Genomic DNA, 14,526 nt, shown 5'->3' on the forward strand with positions numbered 1-14,526 from the left:
CTTATGATACTACAGTTACTAATCTCAAATTTACAAAGGATTATCGTGCAAGAATATAATACCAATACAACAAGCAATCAAAACAAGCAACAAAGAGATTATGATAAATATCCAATTGTTATAAAAAACCCCTATGAGTTTTTTCTTTCAAATTTATTCTTTTTTTCTCATTGCGGAACAGTGCTTGTTTTATTGGTTTATGCCGATTATATGGGGATTGCAAATATTAGCAATATTTTTCTATGGGCTTTTTTTGGAGTTGGCGTTTTGCATATCGTCGCTACATTTTATTATTACATTATTAAAAACAAATGCGAAACTAAATTTACAAATAAAACGATAGAATTTATCATAAATGGCGAAACAAAAAGGGTTAAGAATTTGGTTGATTTAGAACCTGTAGTAAGGACATTTAGATTGCTTACGCCATCATCGCTAATTGGAATTATTGTTTTTAATCTACTTATATTTTTTATGGTTGCATTAGTAAAAATGGTTCATTATCTTATCGCCTATTATGTCATTTATTTACTTTTAAATTGTTTGTTTAAACTTATTTTTCATTTGATTTTAGGCGGAAATTTGAAAGATTTTACATTATTTCCTGCTTTTATATTTGATTATGGAGAACTCATATGCAAAGGAAGGTCTAGTTTAGATATTCTTAAAGATAAATTTCATATGGTTTATATAATTCATAAACAAGATTATTCAGATTTACAAAAATATTTTTCTGATAAGAAACATATAAATTTAAACTTGGTTGAAAAGAAATTTTAACCTAAAAAGGAGAAAAATATGAGTAGAGAATTAGTTGCTAAACAAGAATTAGACAAAGCAGAAGTAAGACTTAGAAAAAATAGTGATTTGGTTAGACAATTAACTGAATTCCTTAAAGATGCACTTTCTGGTGCTGATATGTCGCTAAATGGCTTATAAAGATATACAGAAATAAATGGCAAAAATATACAAAAGAACAATTAGACGAATTGAGTAAAAACCAGGATATGCAGGAATTGGTAAGGCTTTGGCTGGTATAGCCGACGATTATGCTGACGGTCAAAGTTTTGGTCATACCGTCGTGGGTGCAGCTGTGGATTTCGGACTTATTGCAATTACAAAATTTATCCCTGTTGTAGGTTGGATAACACTATGGTATGACATAGGAAATTTATTAGATAAGTTGGACGGAAAAGATAGCGGCATATTTGATTTACGTAAACAAGCACAAAATTTATGGGACAAAATAACGGGCGACGGGCTATCAGATATAGATAAAAACGCTCTAAATAAAGGAATTTTACGCATAACAATGCCCGACAAAACAGTCTATGCAAGACCTTTATCGTCGTCATTTTTCCCTTATGGCGTAACCCCAAGCGGACTTTTAACGGGCGACTACAAAGACGATGTTTTATTTGGCGGATATGGCGATGATACGCTAATGGGTAAAGGCAGCGGCGATTTACTAATAGGTGGATATGGAAATGATAGGACAAATTATAAAAGTTTCCAAAGAGTTTAACAAGCTTAAGAGCTACTATACATTTTTTAATATATAGTAGTTTCCCTTAAATTACCTGTATAATCTAGCGTTTTTAGTATTTGAAATTTTTTTGAAAAAATTTGAAAAACCCGTAATGTAGGGCTTCCAAAAAAAATCAAAAAAACTAAAAATAGGGGTAAAATTTGATAGATGGTGTCCCGTGTAGGATTCGAACCTACGGCCGCCTGATTAAGAGTCAGATGCTCTACCAACTGAGCTAACGAGACAAGAAACATAATTGTAGTGATAAAAATATAAAAAACTCATTAAATTCAGCGAAATTTCATAAAATTTCAACGAAAAAGCCCCAAAGCGGGGCTTTAAATTCATTGGATTATTTTGATGCTTTAGCTCTTCTGGCTTTCGCTTTGCCATTCGTCCTAGGAGAGCGGTTTGAGATGATCGGCTTGCCGTCCGGATATTTTTTCTGCACTTGATTAACAGGCATTGCGGCGTTGCTGCTAGCGTTGTACTTCTCGCCGTTGGTGAAGTATTTACGCATAGTCTCTTTCCATCTTTTTGCGTATTTGTTGGCGCGAGGAGAGTCGTTTAGGATGTCCTCGTAGTCATAAATTCTCTCGTAAAAGTCGTTAGTTAGCTGATCGTCGATAGTGATTCTGCCGTTATCGATCGAGAGGCCGATGTAAAGACCTGTCTGCTCGCCCGGGCTTACCATCCACGCAGAGATATCAGGCAGATCGGTCGCGCGACCGGTTCTTGTACCTACGCCGCCTGCTGCAGCGCCTACGTTGATCTCAAGGGTGTCTGTCCCGGTAAAAATGTCTTGATAGGACTTCGTAGTATGGAAAATCATAACGATATCGCTAGTCTCGTAGCCTGCCTGCAAGCCTACGCCGAAGCCTTTGTATTTGATAAAAATCGGTGAGCTCCACTCGCCGTCTTCGCCTTTGACACTGAAAATTCCATCGCCGTACTGCAGCGATGCGCCCGCAGCAAGGCGTTTTACGTCGGTTAGGATGGCGACCGCTTTAGCGCTGGTTAGGTATCTTGGATCGATACCGAAATTATTATCGGCCACGAAAGATCTAACGACGTTAGTCGCTGCCGTAACCTCTTGATTTGCCACGACGTCCGCGTGCAAAAAACTGCAAAGTGCAAAAGATGCTAGAAGCAAAAACTTTTTCATCATTTAATCCTTTTAAAATTGAATTTTCGTTATTATAACAGCAATTTCATTCTTTTTAGCTAATTTTTAACAAAAAATTGATGAAAAATAACGAATTTTGGAAAATTTATGAAAATTTTGGCTGTTTTTGCACTTTTGGCGATTAGAATTTTCGCTTTAGACATAGTAAACGGTGACGTCGTAGTCTTAAAATTAGATAAAAGCACGAGCGAATTAAGCTTCGGCTCAAAACAAATTCCGCTCATCGCGGCTCCAAATTCCGGCGATAAGATCGCTGTTTTGGCGGCAAATTACCGCGCCAAGGGGGATTTTACGCTGCGGATAGTAGATCAAAGCGGCAGCCGCGAGCAGATCGTCGCTTTGAAAAAGGGCGAATATAAACAAGAGACACTAAGCGTCGCGCCGGGCAAGATCAAACCTCCAAAAGAGGCTCTTGCGCGCATAAAAAGAGAGCTTGACGAAGCCAATGCGGTTTATGCAAAAACTACGCCGCGCTATCTTTTCGTCCGTCCTTTCGCGCAACCTTCGGATTCCAAGATCACCTCGGCATTCGGCAACGCTCGCACCTTCAACGGCGAAGTAAAAAGCTACCACTCAGGCGTCGATTATCGCGCCGCGGTAGGCACATCCGTGCACGCCGTAAATGACGGCGTCGTAGTCATCGCCAAAGACCGCTACTACGCAGGCGGCTCGGTCGTGATCGATCACGGCGGCGGCATCTACTCGCAGTACTATCATCTAAGTGAGATCAAAGTATCGCTTGGAGATCGCGTTGGCAGGGGCGATCTGATCGCGCTTTCGGGCGAGAGCGGCAGAGTTAGCGGCCCGCATCTGCACTTCGGCATCGCGATAAACGGCGTAAGCGTGAACCCGCTAAGCTTCATCGCTAAATTTAACGAAACGGTCTTTGGCGAGCGCTAGTATGCCGTATAATCCAAAAGAGCTGATGAAAAAAATTTTAGCCGGCAGCGAGTACCGCCTAAAGGGCTCCGTCAAGGGGCGAGTGCGCGTCGCAGGTAGGGACGGAGCGATCGTAAATTTTACCGCCGCGGACTTCGGCGTGCAGAGCCTAAGCGATAAGATCGCGCTTAGCGGCGAGCAGTTCGAGCGATTTCGGGCTAGAATTTTTGGGATTTTAAACGCTGGCGGCGATGAAATTTCAAATAGAATTACTATCGGCCTTACCCCTAAAAAGCGCTACCGCGGTGCAGCCGATATGGCGCAGCGCGTTTATGCAGGAAGCGACTGCGCGGAAGAGCTAAATTTAAAAACTCGCGCCGATTATTTGAACGAGGGCGATCATGCGGGCGAGCTTGCTCTAAATTTAGAGGCTCGCGGCGCAGCGACCGGTCGCTACGACAGCGGCTGGATCACGCAGGAGTATGCGGCTTCGTGGAGCGATGAGCGCGCGAGCGGCGAAGAAGATCGCGCTTTTTTAGGAGAGGATGCCGCGGATTTTAATAATCGCGGTGGGGATCTTTTGGGCGCGGAGCAGTTAAATTTTAACGGGCGCGGCGAGGATATTTTTGCCGCAAACGACGCGGCGCAGGCAAAATTTAGCGCGGCGCAGCTAGACAAGGCGGCGAATTTTAATGGCGCGCAGGCGCATATTGACGCCGCTTGGACGGAGCTTTATTGCGTCGCCGAAATGGACGAGGCGGAGGATTTCACGCCTGGGGGTGCGCAGAATTTCGTTCCCGCGCGCAACGTGCAAAACTCCGCCGATATGAGCTCGGGGCTGGCTCAAAGCTTTGAGCAAAACTCTAAAGAGGGCGCTTTTGCGCAGCCCCAAATAGTGCTCGGCAGTTGCGGTGCGGCACACGAGCTAAGTATGGACGGCGTGCGGGGCGAGCGAAATTTTAACGGCGCGCAAGAGGGCGGCGAGCAAGGTTTTTTTGACGATGAGCCGATGCCCGTGCCGCGGATTAAAATCTCGCAAATTCCGCTAAGAGAACAAAACTCCGCCTCAAAAATCAAGGCTCCGCAGGTAATTTCAAGCGGCGAAAACAGCGAAAAAACGATCGAGCCGTGCGTTCAAAACAGACTCTTTAAAGAAGAAGAGGGCAAGTGCCTGTTTGGGGCTGCTCATGAAAAAAGCGGCTCAAATTTCTCGGCGGAAAAGCATTTCGCGGAGTTTCGGCGCGCAAGCTCAAAGCTCGCAGAGCAAGAGCTTGAAAATTTACAATCTGAGAATACAGAGTTTGATGATTTGCGCGGCTCCTTAAATTTACAGTCTGAAATTTTGCCGCCGCGCCCCGCAGATCGTCAACACGCGGATAGGTCCTACAAAAATTCCGCGCAAACTAAACAGGCTTTAAACCTGCCGTCCGCCGCAGGGATGCCCGGTCTGCCGTCTGCAAGGCAGATCGCGCGCTTGCCAAAGCGAGCGGAAGCTCCCGATGCCGCAAAGATCGCCGGTTTTAGACCGCGGCTGTTCGGTATCGCGCATAAGATCAAAATTTCGTTTTTGAAAAAGAGTGCGAGTGAGCCGGGCGAGGGAGTTTTGGCGCGCGTTCGTATTCCGCTTCTGATGGAGAATTTCGGCCTTAATGACATCCTTTCGTCCAAGTCGAACCATCAAATGGCGAAAAAGATGGTGCGCACGATCGCCGATCTTTACATAGCCAAGGACCTGCGCGGCGTACATATTGACGTGCCGGTGCGCCTTGAAATGGGCTTTAAAAGCGGTATTTCCGACGTCAGCAACCACGCCTTTATTTTCAAGCTCGTCGAGGACAGCCTCGTAAATAACGGCGTCATCGACGACGACAACGCAGATATCGTGCGCGAGATCAAGCTCTTTAAGCAGGACGTTTTCGACGGGGTTTTGGTAAACATCGTGCGCTCCGAGTAGCCGCGATTTTAAAATTTCGCAGCCGCGTTTTTAGAATTTTAAATTTAGCCCCTCCGCTTCTTAAATTTGATTTTATGCTTTTCAAATTTAATCTCACGTTTTTTAAATTTAGCCCGTATTTCGGCTCGCTGTGGCTCTTTTATCTACTGCTTTGGCGGAAATTTTAAGTTTAATGTGGCGGCGTTTGTTTTTGCAGATACTGCGTCGCACCCGTATTATCGCAGATGTCGTGTATAAAACGTGCGCTAAAATTTCAGATCCCCGTTTACAGCCGAATACTGCGCAAGTGCCGCGCATTTAACGCGCCCGTTTTGAAATTTAAAATTTCAATCCATTCGCTAGCCGTCCGCATCTTAAAATTTCAAAATTTTAAAATCTCCGTTCGCCTGCGCGATGAAATTTTAAAATTTAACTCGCGCGCTACGTGCGGCGCATCGATTTAGAATTTAAAATTCTCGCCGGCGCCGTGAAATTTACCGACCGACCTCTCCATCTGTAGAGTTAAAATTTGCGATCAGATCGCTAAAAATTTTAGCCAAATTTTCCACGTCGCCGGTCTCGACGCGCTCGTTTATCTGATGAACTCTGTCGTTTCGCACGCCAAACTCCGCCGTCTCCACGCCGAGTTCGGCAAAATATCTCGCGTCGCTCGTGCCGCCCGCGGTGTTTAGCTCGGGCGGCACGCCGCAGATTTTCTGCACGCTCGCGCTCAGTCTCTGCACGATTTTGGAGTTTTTGTCGGTCAAAAACGGCTTTGAGGCGCTCTTTAGTGTTAGGCTCAGCGATGCACCCTCCTTTAGCTGCGCGGTGCAGCTCATCTCGCGCTTGCCGAATGATTCACTTTCGCTGCATAGCGCGTTTTCCGCGCTCACGCCGAAAAGCTCTAGCACGTAGTCTCTGATCTCATCCAGCTTTAAATTTATCCCGCCGCGGACGTTAAACATCACCCGCACGTCCTTGGGTGTTATGTTTGCGACTTCCGTGCCGCCGCGGATATCGGTGATCACGATCTTGCTGGGCGCAAAGCTCTCGTCTCCGTCGTCCAGATCGTGTCCCGCAAGACGGGCAAGCGCAGGCGCCAAAATATGCGCGGGATTGATGCATTTAGCGGGATATGCGGCGTGTCCATGGGCACCGGTAATCGTTAGCGCGGCGTTGATCGAGCCGCGGCGGCCGATCTTTATCGTATCGCCGAAGCGCACCTCGCAGCTGGGTTCCGCAACGATCGCAAAATCGGGCAGCAGCCCCTCTTCGCGCAGTTTGGCAAGCATCTCTTTGGTGCCGTAGATACCCTCGCCCTCCTCGTCGCTGGTAAGAAGCAGGCTAAGCGTGCCGTCAAAGCTCTGCGCGGACGCAAGCGCGCAGATCGCCGCTGCGATGCCGCTTTTCATATCCTGCGCGCCGCGACCGTAGATGAAACCATCCGATTCTACCGGCACAAAGGGATCGCTCGCCCAGCCCTCGCCCGGCGGGACTACGTCGATGTGCCCCGCGAAACACAGATGCGGGCCGTCTGAGAAACGCTTTGAGAAAAGCACGTTCGTAACGCCGTTTAGCTCGAATCTGCTTTCGTTAAAATCTCCGAGCAGCATCGAGATGTAGTTGAATGCGCCGTCCTCGTGCGGGGTGAGCGATCGGAATTTTATCAGCTCTTTTAAAATTTCTACCGGTTTCATGTATCGTCCTTTAGTTTAAAATTTCGCCGAAAATCACGGCGTAGATGAGTTTAAGCGCGAAAAACAGCAAAATCAGCGCCGAGATATACGCAAACGCTCGCGCCGCGCGGTCCGAAATTTTGGCTCTGCTTTTATAAACCGCCAGCGCAAAGAGCGTGATCCAGCTCAAAATCCCGCAGACAAGCCCCGTAAGAGCGAGCCCGAAGCGCTCGCGCCCGATGCTCACGGACACGCTTAGCCAAAACATAATCACGTAGGGGTTGAAAATATTTAGCAAAAAACCCTTGCCGAATACCGCTACGTGCGAGCCGCGCTCTACGCTTTGAAGCCGCACGGACCTTTTGGCATCGCGGTAGATGCCTAGCGCTATGTATAGCAAAAAAGCGGCGCCAAATACCGATATGCAGGCAAAAACGATCGGGATTTTGGCTAACTGCGATATGCCGAACGCCGATAGCGCCAGATAGAGCATATCCGCACTCATGGCGCCGAGGCCCAGGCACAGCGCCTTGGTGTAGCTTCGCAGCGCGTAGGACATTATCAGCACGTTTATCGGGCCGATCGGCACGCTAACGCCCAGCCCCATCAAAATTCCTTGTATGAACGACTGCATTCCTCTGCTTATACTCCCCAAATCTGCTCTAAAATTTCGGCGCACAGCGCTGCGAAAAAATCTATGGGCGCGGCTTTGCGAATAGATCGATGGCGCACAGCTTCGCGAATAGATCAATCCTAAAATTCCGCGCGACCGCCGATCGGTTTTAAATTTAACGCAAACGTCGCCGCAATGCGCCTTGGCTTTAAAATTTTAACGCAAGCGTCATAGCGCGCTCGGCTTTGAAATTTTAGCATGCACGGCTCGCGACACACCTGCTTACCGAGCCTTGGCTGGCTCTGAAATTCTAATGCCGAACATTGCGTGCGCTAGGGCATTTAAATTTAACGCGTGCGGTCGCATGCGCCTCGGCTTTGAAATTTTGGCGAGCGCTTCGCGCGGCACGCGTGCTCGACGAGCTTTAAATTTAGCTCTTAAATTTAAACACGCAATCGCGGTTTAAATTTGCAGCTTAAATTTACGGCTCGAATTTCGCGAAGCAAAATCCGCCGTCTCGCCGCGTCGCTAAGTTTGCGAGCTAAATTTCGCAAGGCAAAATTTAAACCGGCAAAAGATTGGCGACGAACGGCGGCTTGCGCAAGTCGGTAAGTTTTAGTCGCGTAAATTTAAAGATCGCGGCGGCAAAATTTAGCTCGCCGAAATTTTACTTTGCGTAATTTCGCGTATCCGCACCCATAAACGGCTCATGATCGCAGATAAAATTTGCGAAGTAAAATTTCGCGCCTTAAAATTTATCCGTAAATTTTAAAAACCCAGCCGCGCCGTCTGAAATTTAACCGATCGCCCGCTTTAAATTTAGCCACGCGCCCGCAATTTGGCTACGTCCGCATTTTAAATTTTATCGTCCGCCGCAAAATCCGCACGCAAAACAGACGCGCTGCAAAATAGACCCTGCCGCGAGGCTAACGCGCCGTAAATTTTATCGTTTCGCAGTGGAGCAAATTTTTTACACTGCAAAGCAAGAACCTGCGCGCCGCCGGATTGAATCCGCACCGCAGAGCAATTCCACGCCGCAGCATCTTCGTGAAAATCCTGCGCCGCGAGAGCTTTAAGTAGCCTGCTTCGTAAAATTCCGCGATCGCAATAGCTAAATTTAAAACGAAAAATCCCCCGTCGCGCCGTGCGACATACTCTCATAAACCGCCTTGACGTATTTATCGCGCACCGCGCAATCTAGCAGCTTCTCGCACTCCAGGCAGCTGGTGAGGTTGTGCTCTGCCTGGCACGCCTGCAGCGCGGCTAAGCTTTTATCCAAAATTTCGTCATAAACGTCGCGCGGCGCGGCAACCTCGGTATCCGCCATCAGTTTTTCCCGCCGTAAATTTCATGCATCTTCGCGATCTCGTACTTCGAGCCGAAAAAGCAAGGGCTGCTTTGGTGGATTTTCTCGATTTTAAGCTGCAAAAGCGAGCCGTTTTCTCCGTCGCTGGTGGCGCCTCCGGCGCGCTCGAAGATGAACGCAAACGGCAGAACCTCGAAGGTTGCGCGAAGCTTGCCGAACGGATGATCGCTGGTAGCGGGGTAGCTGAAAAGCCCGCCGCCTTTTAATAAAATTTGATGCAGGTCGCTTACCATCGCGCCGCTGTATCGCAGGCGGTAGCCTTCGTCAAACAGCGTGCGCAAGAGCTTTCGGTGCGGTTCGCTCCAGCCCTTTTGCGTCGCACCCGTGGCGTTTAGTTTGCCTTTTTGCTGTAGGCGCAGATCTTTTACGAAGCTAAATTTACCCTCGCGATTTAGGCGGTAGAGCTTCGGCGCGTCCTCGCAAACGACCATCTCAAGGCGCGGTCCGTAGATGCAATAGATCGCCGCTTTTAAGTTTGCGGGCGAAATTTCATCCTCATAGATGCCAAATATCGAGCCCACGGCGAAATTTACGTCCACTAAGCTCGAGCCGTCGAGCGGATCGTAGGCGACGATGAGGCGCGCATCTTTTCTAAGCTCCAGCGTCTCCTCTTTCTCCTCGCTGATTAGGGCGCGCACGAGCGGATTTTTGCGAAATTCCGCCTCGATTATGGCGTCGCTTTTTACGTCGAGTTTGAGCTGCGTATCGCCCGTGCTGTTGTGATGATCGGTGTAGCCGAAGTCCGCGTATTTCAGCTCCTCGGCGATTTGTAGCGCGATATTTTGGATTGATTTTACGATCTCTTGCATTTTATTCCTTTACATTTTTTTGGCGTTTTTTAAGATCCATTCGCTGATACCCGCAGCGTCGTTGATGTCGAAATTTACCAGGCAAAATTTATCCATCTGCTCGCCGCTTAAATTTGAAGCGATCGCATCCGAAAATGGCAGATACGCCTCATCGATCCTGTCGCGAAACAGGCTTATGCGCGGCAGCGGCAGCGTCTTTAGCCCCTCTACAAGCAGGATGTCAAATTCTCCGAGCATCCGCACGACTTCTTCGATTTGCATACAGCGCTGCGAAAAATAGCTCGTCCGCGTCGGGCTCATCACGACGGTCTCGGCGCCGAGCTCACTAAATTTGGCGCTGTCCTTGCCCTCTACGTCAAAGCGCGCCTTATCTCCCGGATCGTGCTTTACGATCGCAGTCCGTAGCCCGCTAGCGATAAAAATTTTAGCGATCTTGCAAATTAGCGTCGTTTTGCCGCTATTGGAAGGGCCTGAAAATGCGATAGCAAGTCTTTTCATTTTTAAAATCCGGCTTTTTAAGATGAGCAGATTGTAGCGAATTTAGCCTTTTAAAAAGCAAAATTCGTTAAAATGCGCCTAAAATTTCAAAGGAAAGATCGATGAAGAAATTTGATTTTAGCGGCGCGCTAAACGGCCTGCTAAAGGGCTCACTCCTAGCCGCGCTAGCGCTATTTTTAAACTCCTGCTCCGCAAACGATCCCCGTCACGATCCGCTTAAAAACGAGTTTTTGGCTTACACGCAAAAATTTGAATCGGTGCGCGCGGGCGATCGCTATTTGGGAGTGGCGACCTATCTAAATCCCGTCGCGCCCGAGCTTAGAAACGCCGCGGAGGACGAGGTGTTTTTGCTCACCTCCTATCCTAAAGAGATTCATATCGGCGCGGTGCAGATCAACGGCGTAAACGCAAACGTAGTGCCGCTGCACGACGGCGATCCGCTCTTGCAAAAGGAGCTTTTTAAGATCGCGTGGGCGAGCCGCTACAAGATCACCGCGCCTAGGAGCGATAAGGACGAGTTGGTGCTTAGCTACCGCACCTCAAATGGTCTGGATGCCACGATGAAATTTCGTAAAATTTCAAAGTCGCTGTATTGGCAGCCGCAGATCGATCTAAAAGATTAAAAGGAGAGAGGGTGGGCTACGACATAAGCTATCACGCGATCGGCAAAGATGAAATTTCGCAGTGGTATTTTGAGCCGCTAAAGCTCGCGCAAAAGGGAGATTTTGAGGCTATCGCTAAAATCGCGCGCGAAGCGGGTATGGATGAATTTTATGTAGAAAAATACGCGGACGGCTTCCGCTCGGCGCTGCAGTACGGCAGGCAGGGGATTTTTAATAAAACGCACGGATTTCATATAGCCGTGGCGCAGGGCTATTTTAGAGAGTATTTTTACACGCGCGGCACGGCGTTTAGCTTTTTGGCGGAGCAAAGCTCTAAATTTAAATCCTACATAAGCGATTGGCGCGAGGTTTTGCCGGCGGAATTTCTAGCGGAATTTAGCGGTGAAATTCACAACGAGATCATCGAAAACTACTGTTGCGGCGCGTATCTTGGCGCCGATAACGTACAGAAACTGCTGCGCGATTATGAGGCGGGCGGCGAGGTTAAATCCGCCGTAGATGAGTTTTACGCGCAGAATTTACCCGTGTTTTTAAAGGCGCTAAATTTGGCGCGCGAGCTTGAAGTGGGGCTACTTGAGGCTACCGAGGTGGTTGAGCCCAATCCGATCGATCTGAATAGGTCCGAGTCGTTTTCAAATCTTTTTAATTGCGATCCGCAGGGCGCGCTGATCTATGCGGAAATCGCCGCGCAGCAGATCGGCGAGGCGATAGAGCGAGATAAGGCAGGCGGAGGCGGTACTGCGGGCGGAGAGAATTCTGCCTTGCGCAGCGCCAATGCGACGGGCGGCGGCAGTGCAATGGAAGCGGATGGCGGCGCAATTAAGGCAGGCGGCGAGAATTCCGTCCAGTGCAGCGGCGATACGATAGAAGACGGCGGCAAGAATTCCGCCGCTGAAGATCATAAAGATGAAACCTCCGCAGGCGGCGAAAAGTCGCTTTTTGACAAGATCAAAGGGCTTTTCAAATAGCAAATGATCGCTAAATTTTAAAGCGGCTTGCGGGGTCGCACGATTAAATCACGATTAAATCACGATTAAATCATCTCGTGCTTGCAGGCTCTGCGCCGCGCCGTTAAATTTAACTAAAACGGCGCAGGCGAGGGCGTAAATTTAAAATTTAAAACTTGCCGAAATTAAACGACGGCTTACGTATCCGAAGTTACGAAATTTTAAATCACCGCAAGCAGGCTGCAAAAGAGGCTAAATTTAAACCTGCCGCAGCCTTTGCGGTGGGATAATCTACGATAATTTATTTGTTTAAATTTTTGATCTTTTGTTGATCCAGCGGCAGGTCGGAGCGGATTTTTATTATGACCGTATCGTCGCCGTGAGCGCCACCGCCTATTAAAACGCCTCCGTCATCCGTGCTTACGGCGCTTTTGAGCCAAAAATCTTGCAATTTCGCTTTGTTTTCGCGCAATATATTGCCGTCCAGATCAAGCTCTAAAAATATCGTCTGATCCTCCGAAACGTCGTTTGCGCCGATTAGAAGTAGCCCCTCTTTGTAGTTTGCTAATTTATAGGTCGCGTTTAGCGTGTCGGGCAGATCGCAGACGCCGCGATCTCTTCCGCAAATCTGCTTTCTCCAAATTTTATTGCCTAAGGCATCAAATTTTGCGATATTTGCGCCGAATTTTGCCAGTAGAAATATCGATCCATCCTTTGCTTTTAACAGCTGCGCTTTCTGATCGATTACAAGCTCGTCAGAGGCGCCGCTCTCCTTCGTGCGGGCGAAATTTACGCTCTTATGCCAAAGCTCCTCGCCCTTAGCGTTAAATTTTAAAAATCCATCTTTTTCGATGATGAGCAGGATCTCGCTTTCGGATATTTTGGCTATCCTTGTCATGGTGCCGTCAAACGGCCTTTTGCTCTTTGCGATATTTAGCTTTTTCTTCCATAGCAGTTTTTCTCTCTCGTAAAAGCGCAGATCGTCGTTTTCGTCTATCGCGGCAAATTTATCGCTGAAGCTCGCTAATTCTTTAAATTTAAGCGGAAATTCGTAGATTATCTTTTTCGTTTTGGCGTCTAAAATTTGATTATCCAAAAGCGCGTACGAGTCCATCGCCGCTACCGGCATATTGGCTGCGGACACCATATTTAATTTTTTGCGCCAAAGCTCCGCTCCCTGCTCGCTTAACGCAACTAGCGAGACTCGGTATTCGTCGTTTGCGCTTGCAAGAAGCAGATATCCTTGCGGAGATTTTATTATGTTATCGACGGTTCTAAAGCCGTTTTTAGCGTAAGGAAGTTCCCAGATCGCGCCTTTTTCTTCAGGGCTTTTTTCGGCTAAAATTTCATTTTGCATCTGCGCAGATTGAACGGATTTCTCGGCGGAGCTTAACGAAGCGCGATCAAGCCCGCTTATGAACGCTCCGTTTCTCGTAAAGTAGGAAAAGAAAAGATATTTGCCGCGAGACTCGACGCTTACGCCCTTTAGGCTCTGCGGAAAGAGATATCTTTTTATCGGAGCGGGGTCGAGTTTGTTGCTAAAATCGATCAGATCCACGCTTGGAAACTTCCCCTTTTCGGATATTTTTTTGCCTAAGTAGGCTAAATTTAGATCCTCTATGACTTTAAAATTATTTAAATGTGCGCCGCTGTAATATGCGCTTGATTGGGCCGTGTCGTTTTCGCCTAAATCATATAGCCCAAATTCGTTCCAATTGGATGAAAATACCCGCTTGCCGTCTTTGGATAGCGCCATTTTATCGATTTCTAAATACGGATGAGCGATATAGCGGATCTGCTTTAAGATATTAGAGCTTTGCGCGGCATTTGCGCGGTACCTATCCATATCCGATATATCTAAAATATAAAACCCCGTCCAGCTTGCCAGCAAGAGTTCGTTTTTAGATAGTAGTTTCAGATCGCCGAGCTCCTTTATTTCGGATAATCTATGCGGTGCGCAAGCGTAATCGTATTCCTGCTTAGTGACTTTGGAAGGGGCGATAAAATAAGCAAGCTGCGTAAATTTATCATCTTTTACGTCATAGGCGGTAAGGGTGCTAAAAAAATCCTTCGCAAAAAGGGTGCGCCCGTCGGCTGAAAGCTCTATTTTATTTACAAATCGCGCCTCAAGCCGAGCCGAAATTTTAATATCCCTTCGGTCGCTAAGATCCAGCTTATAAATTCCGAAATTTGGATCTGCGACGAATAGACTTTTGCCGTCTTTGCTCTGCGCGATATCTATGTAAGCGGGATCAAGCTCGTGTTGCGGAAAAGAAAATATGCCCGCAAGCCTTAGAGTGTGCGGCTCGGTAACATCGATCAGGACGATACCGCCCTTGTCGTCGCCCAAACCGAAGAGCGTATTTTGATCTTCAGAAAGGCGCAGCTCGTAAATTTCAAACGGAAGCTTAAGCGCGTTTTTTGCAAGCTCTCTTTCCTCTAAATTTAGCTCTTGCAGCGCGCCGCCA

The 14,526-nt window shown here is 47.7% G+C and carries 15 protein-coding genes and 1 tRNA gene; 7 read left to right on the plus strand and 9 right to left on the minus strand.

The features are described from left to right. The first annotated feature begins 45 nt into the window (after positions 1 to 45). From Q0438_RS06680 to Q0438_RS06690, 3 genes are all read left to right on the plus strand, one after another. Complete coding sequence (locus Q0438_RS06680; protein ID WP_299189176.1) at positions 46 to 780, plus strand: hypothetical protein; 735 nt, start codon at positions 46 to 48, stop codon at positions 778 to 780. An 18-nt stretch (positions 781 to 798) separates the two neighbouring features. Continuing rightward, positions 799 to 939: a hypothetical protein gene (locus Q0438_RS06685; RefSeq protein WP_299189178.1), complete on the plus strand. Its 141-nt coding sequence runs from the start codon at positions 799 to 801 to the stop codon at positions 937 to 939. 88 nt (positions 940 to 1,027) lie between these two features. Then, on the plus strand, positions 1,028 to 1,525 hold the full coding sequence (locus Q0438_RS06690) for a hypothetical protein (protein ID WP_299189180.1): 498 nt from the start codon (positions 1,028 to 1,030) through the stop codon (positions 1,523 to 1,525). Between the two features lie 172 nt (positions 1,526 to 1,697). On the opposite strand, the gene Q0438_RS06695 is transcribed toward Q0438_RS06690, so the two are convergent. Next, positions 1,698 to 1,773, minus strand: a tRNA-Lys gene (locus tag Q0438_RS06695). 107 nt (positions 1,774 to 1,880) lie between these two features. Continuing rightward, positions 1,881 to 2,693, minus strand: coding sequence for a lipid-binding SYLF domain-containing protein (locus tag Q0438_RS06700; RefSeq protein WP_299189181.1), 813 nt, complete (start codon positions 2,691 to 2,693; stop codon positions 1,881 to 1,883). A gap of 108 nt (positions 2,694 to 2,801) precedes the next feature. On the opposite strand from Q0438_RS06700, the gene Q0438_RS06705 reads away from it, so the two are divergent. Further along, positions 2,802 to 3,614, plus strand: a complete 813-nt coding sequence (locus tag Q0438_RS06705) for a M23 family metallopeptidase (protein ID WP_299189193.1) — start codon at positions 2,802 to 2,804, stop codon at positions 3,612 to 3,614. Further along, positions 3,601 to 5,547, plus strand: coding sequence for a hypothetical protein (locus Q0438_RS06710; protein ID WP_299189201.1), 1,947 nt, complete (start codon positions 3,601 to 3,603; stop codon positions 5,545 to 5,547). Before Q0438_RS06705 ends, Q0438_RS06710 begins: the two co-directional genes overlap by 14 nt. Before the next feature lie 473 nt (positions 5,548 to 6,020). Here Q0438_RS06710 and dapE read toward each other — a convergent pair whose 3' ends face one another. The 6 genes from dapE to mobB form a co-directional block, all read right to left on the minus strand. Beyond that, positions 6,021 to 7,223: a succinyl-diaminopimelate desuccinylase gene (gene dapE / locus Q0438_RS06715; RefSeq protein WP_299189204.1), complete on the minus strand. Its 1,203-nt coding sequence runs from the start codon at positions 7,221 to 7,223 to the stop codon at positions 6,021 to 6,023. Positions 7,224 to 7,233: 10 nt separating this feature from the next. Further along, on the minus strand, positions 7,234 to 7,836 hold the full coding sequence (locus Q0438_RS06720; RefSeq protein WP_299189207.1) for a LysE family translocator: 603 nt from the start codon (positions 7,834 to 7,836) through the stop codon (positions 7,234 to 7,236). Between the two features lie 834 nt (positions 7,837 to 8,670). Continuing rightward, complete coding sequence (locus Q0438_RS06725) at positions 8,671 to 8,976, minus strand: hypothetical protein (protein ID WP_299189210.1); 306 nt, start codon at positions 8,974 to 8,976, stop codon at positions 8,671 to 8,673. Next, complete coding sequence (locus Q0438_RS06730; protein ID WP_005872202.1) at positions 8,933 to 9,142, minus strand: hypothetical protein; 210 nt, start codon at positions 9,140 to 9,142, stop codon at positions 8,933 to 8,935. Before Q0438_RS06730 ends, Q0438_RS06725 begins: the two co-directional genes overlap by 44 nt. After that, the gene (locus Q0438_RS06735) at positions 9,142 to 9,990 is read right to left on the minus strand and encodes a class 1 fructose-bisphosphatase (protein WP_299189213.1); all 849 of its coding nucleotides are present in this window, start codon (positions 9,988 to 9,990) and stop codon (positions 9,142 to 9,144) included. Before Q0438_RS06735 ends, Q0438_RS06730 begins: the two co-directional genes overlap by 1 nt. 9 nt (positions 9,991 to 9,999) lie before the next feature. Then, a complete protein-coding gene (gene mobB / locus Q0438_RS06740; protein WP_299189216.1) occupies positions 10,000 to 10,488 on the minus strand; it encodes a molybdopterin-guanine dinucleotide biosynthesis protein B in 489 nt (162 codons plus the stop codon). Between the two features lie 101 nt (positions 10,489 to 10,589). Here mobB and Q0438_RS06745 point away from each other — a divergent pair, with 101 nt between their 5' ends. Further along, on the plus strand, positions 10,590 to 11,111 hold the full coding sequence (locus Q0438_RS06745) for a hypothetical protein (protein WP_299189217.1): 522 nt from the start codon (positions 10,590 to 10,592) through the stop codon (positions 11,109 to 11,111). Positions 11,112 to 11,122: 11 nt separating this feature from the next. Beyond that, on the plus strand, positions 11,123 to 12,079 hold the full coding sequence (locus Q0438_RS06750; RefSeq protein WP_299189219.1) for a hypothetical protein: 957 nt from the start codon (positions 11,123 to 11,125) through the stop codon (positions 12,077 to 12,079). A 280-nt stretch (positions 12,080 to 12,359) separates the two neighbouring features. On the opposite strand, the gene Q0438_RS06755 is transcribed toward Q0438_RS06750, so the two are convergent. Further along, positions 12,360 to 14,408 carry a hypothetical protein gene (locus Q0438_RS06755; RefSeq protein ID WP_299189221.1) on the minus strand — a complete coding sequence of 683 codons (2,049 nt, stop codon included), beginning with the start codon at positions 14,406 to 14,408 and terminating at the stop codon, positions 12,360 to 12,362. Positions 14,409 to 14,526: the final 118 nt, after the last annotated feature.

Origin of the sequence: uncultured Campylobacter sp. (genome assembly GCF_938030785.1) — a bacterium.
Classification (GTDB): domain Bacteria; phylum Campylobacterota; class Campylobacteria; order Campylobacterales; family Campylobacteraceae; genus Campylobacter_B.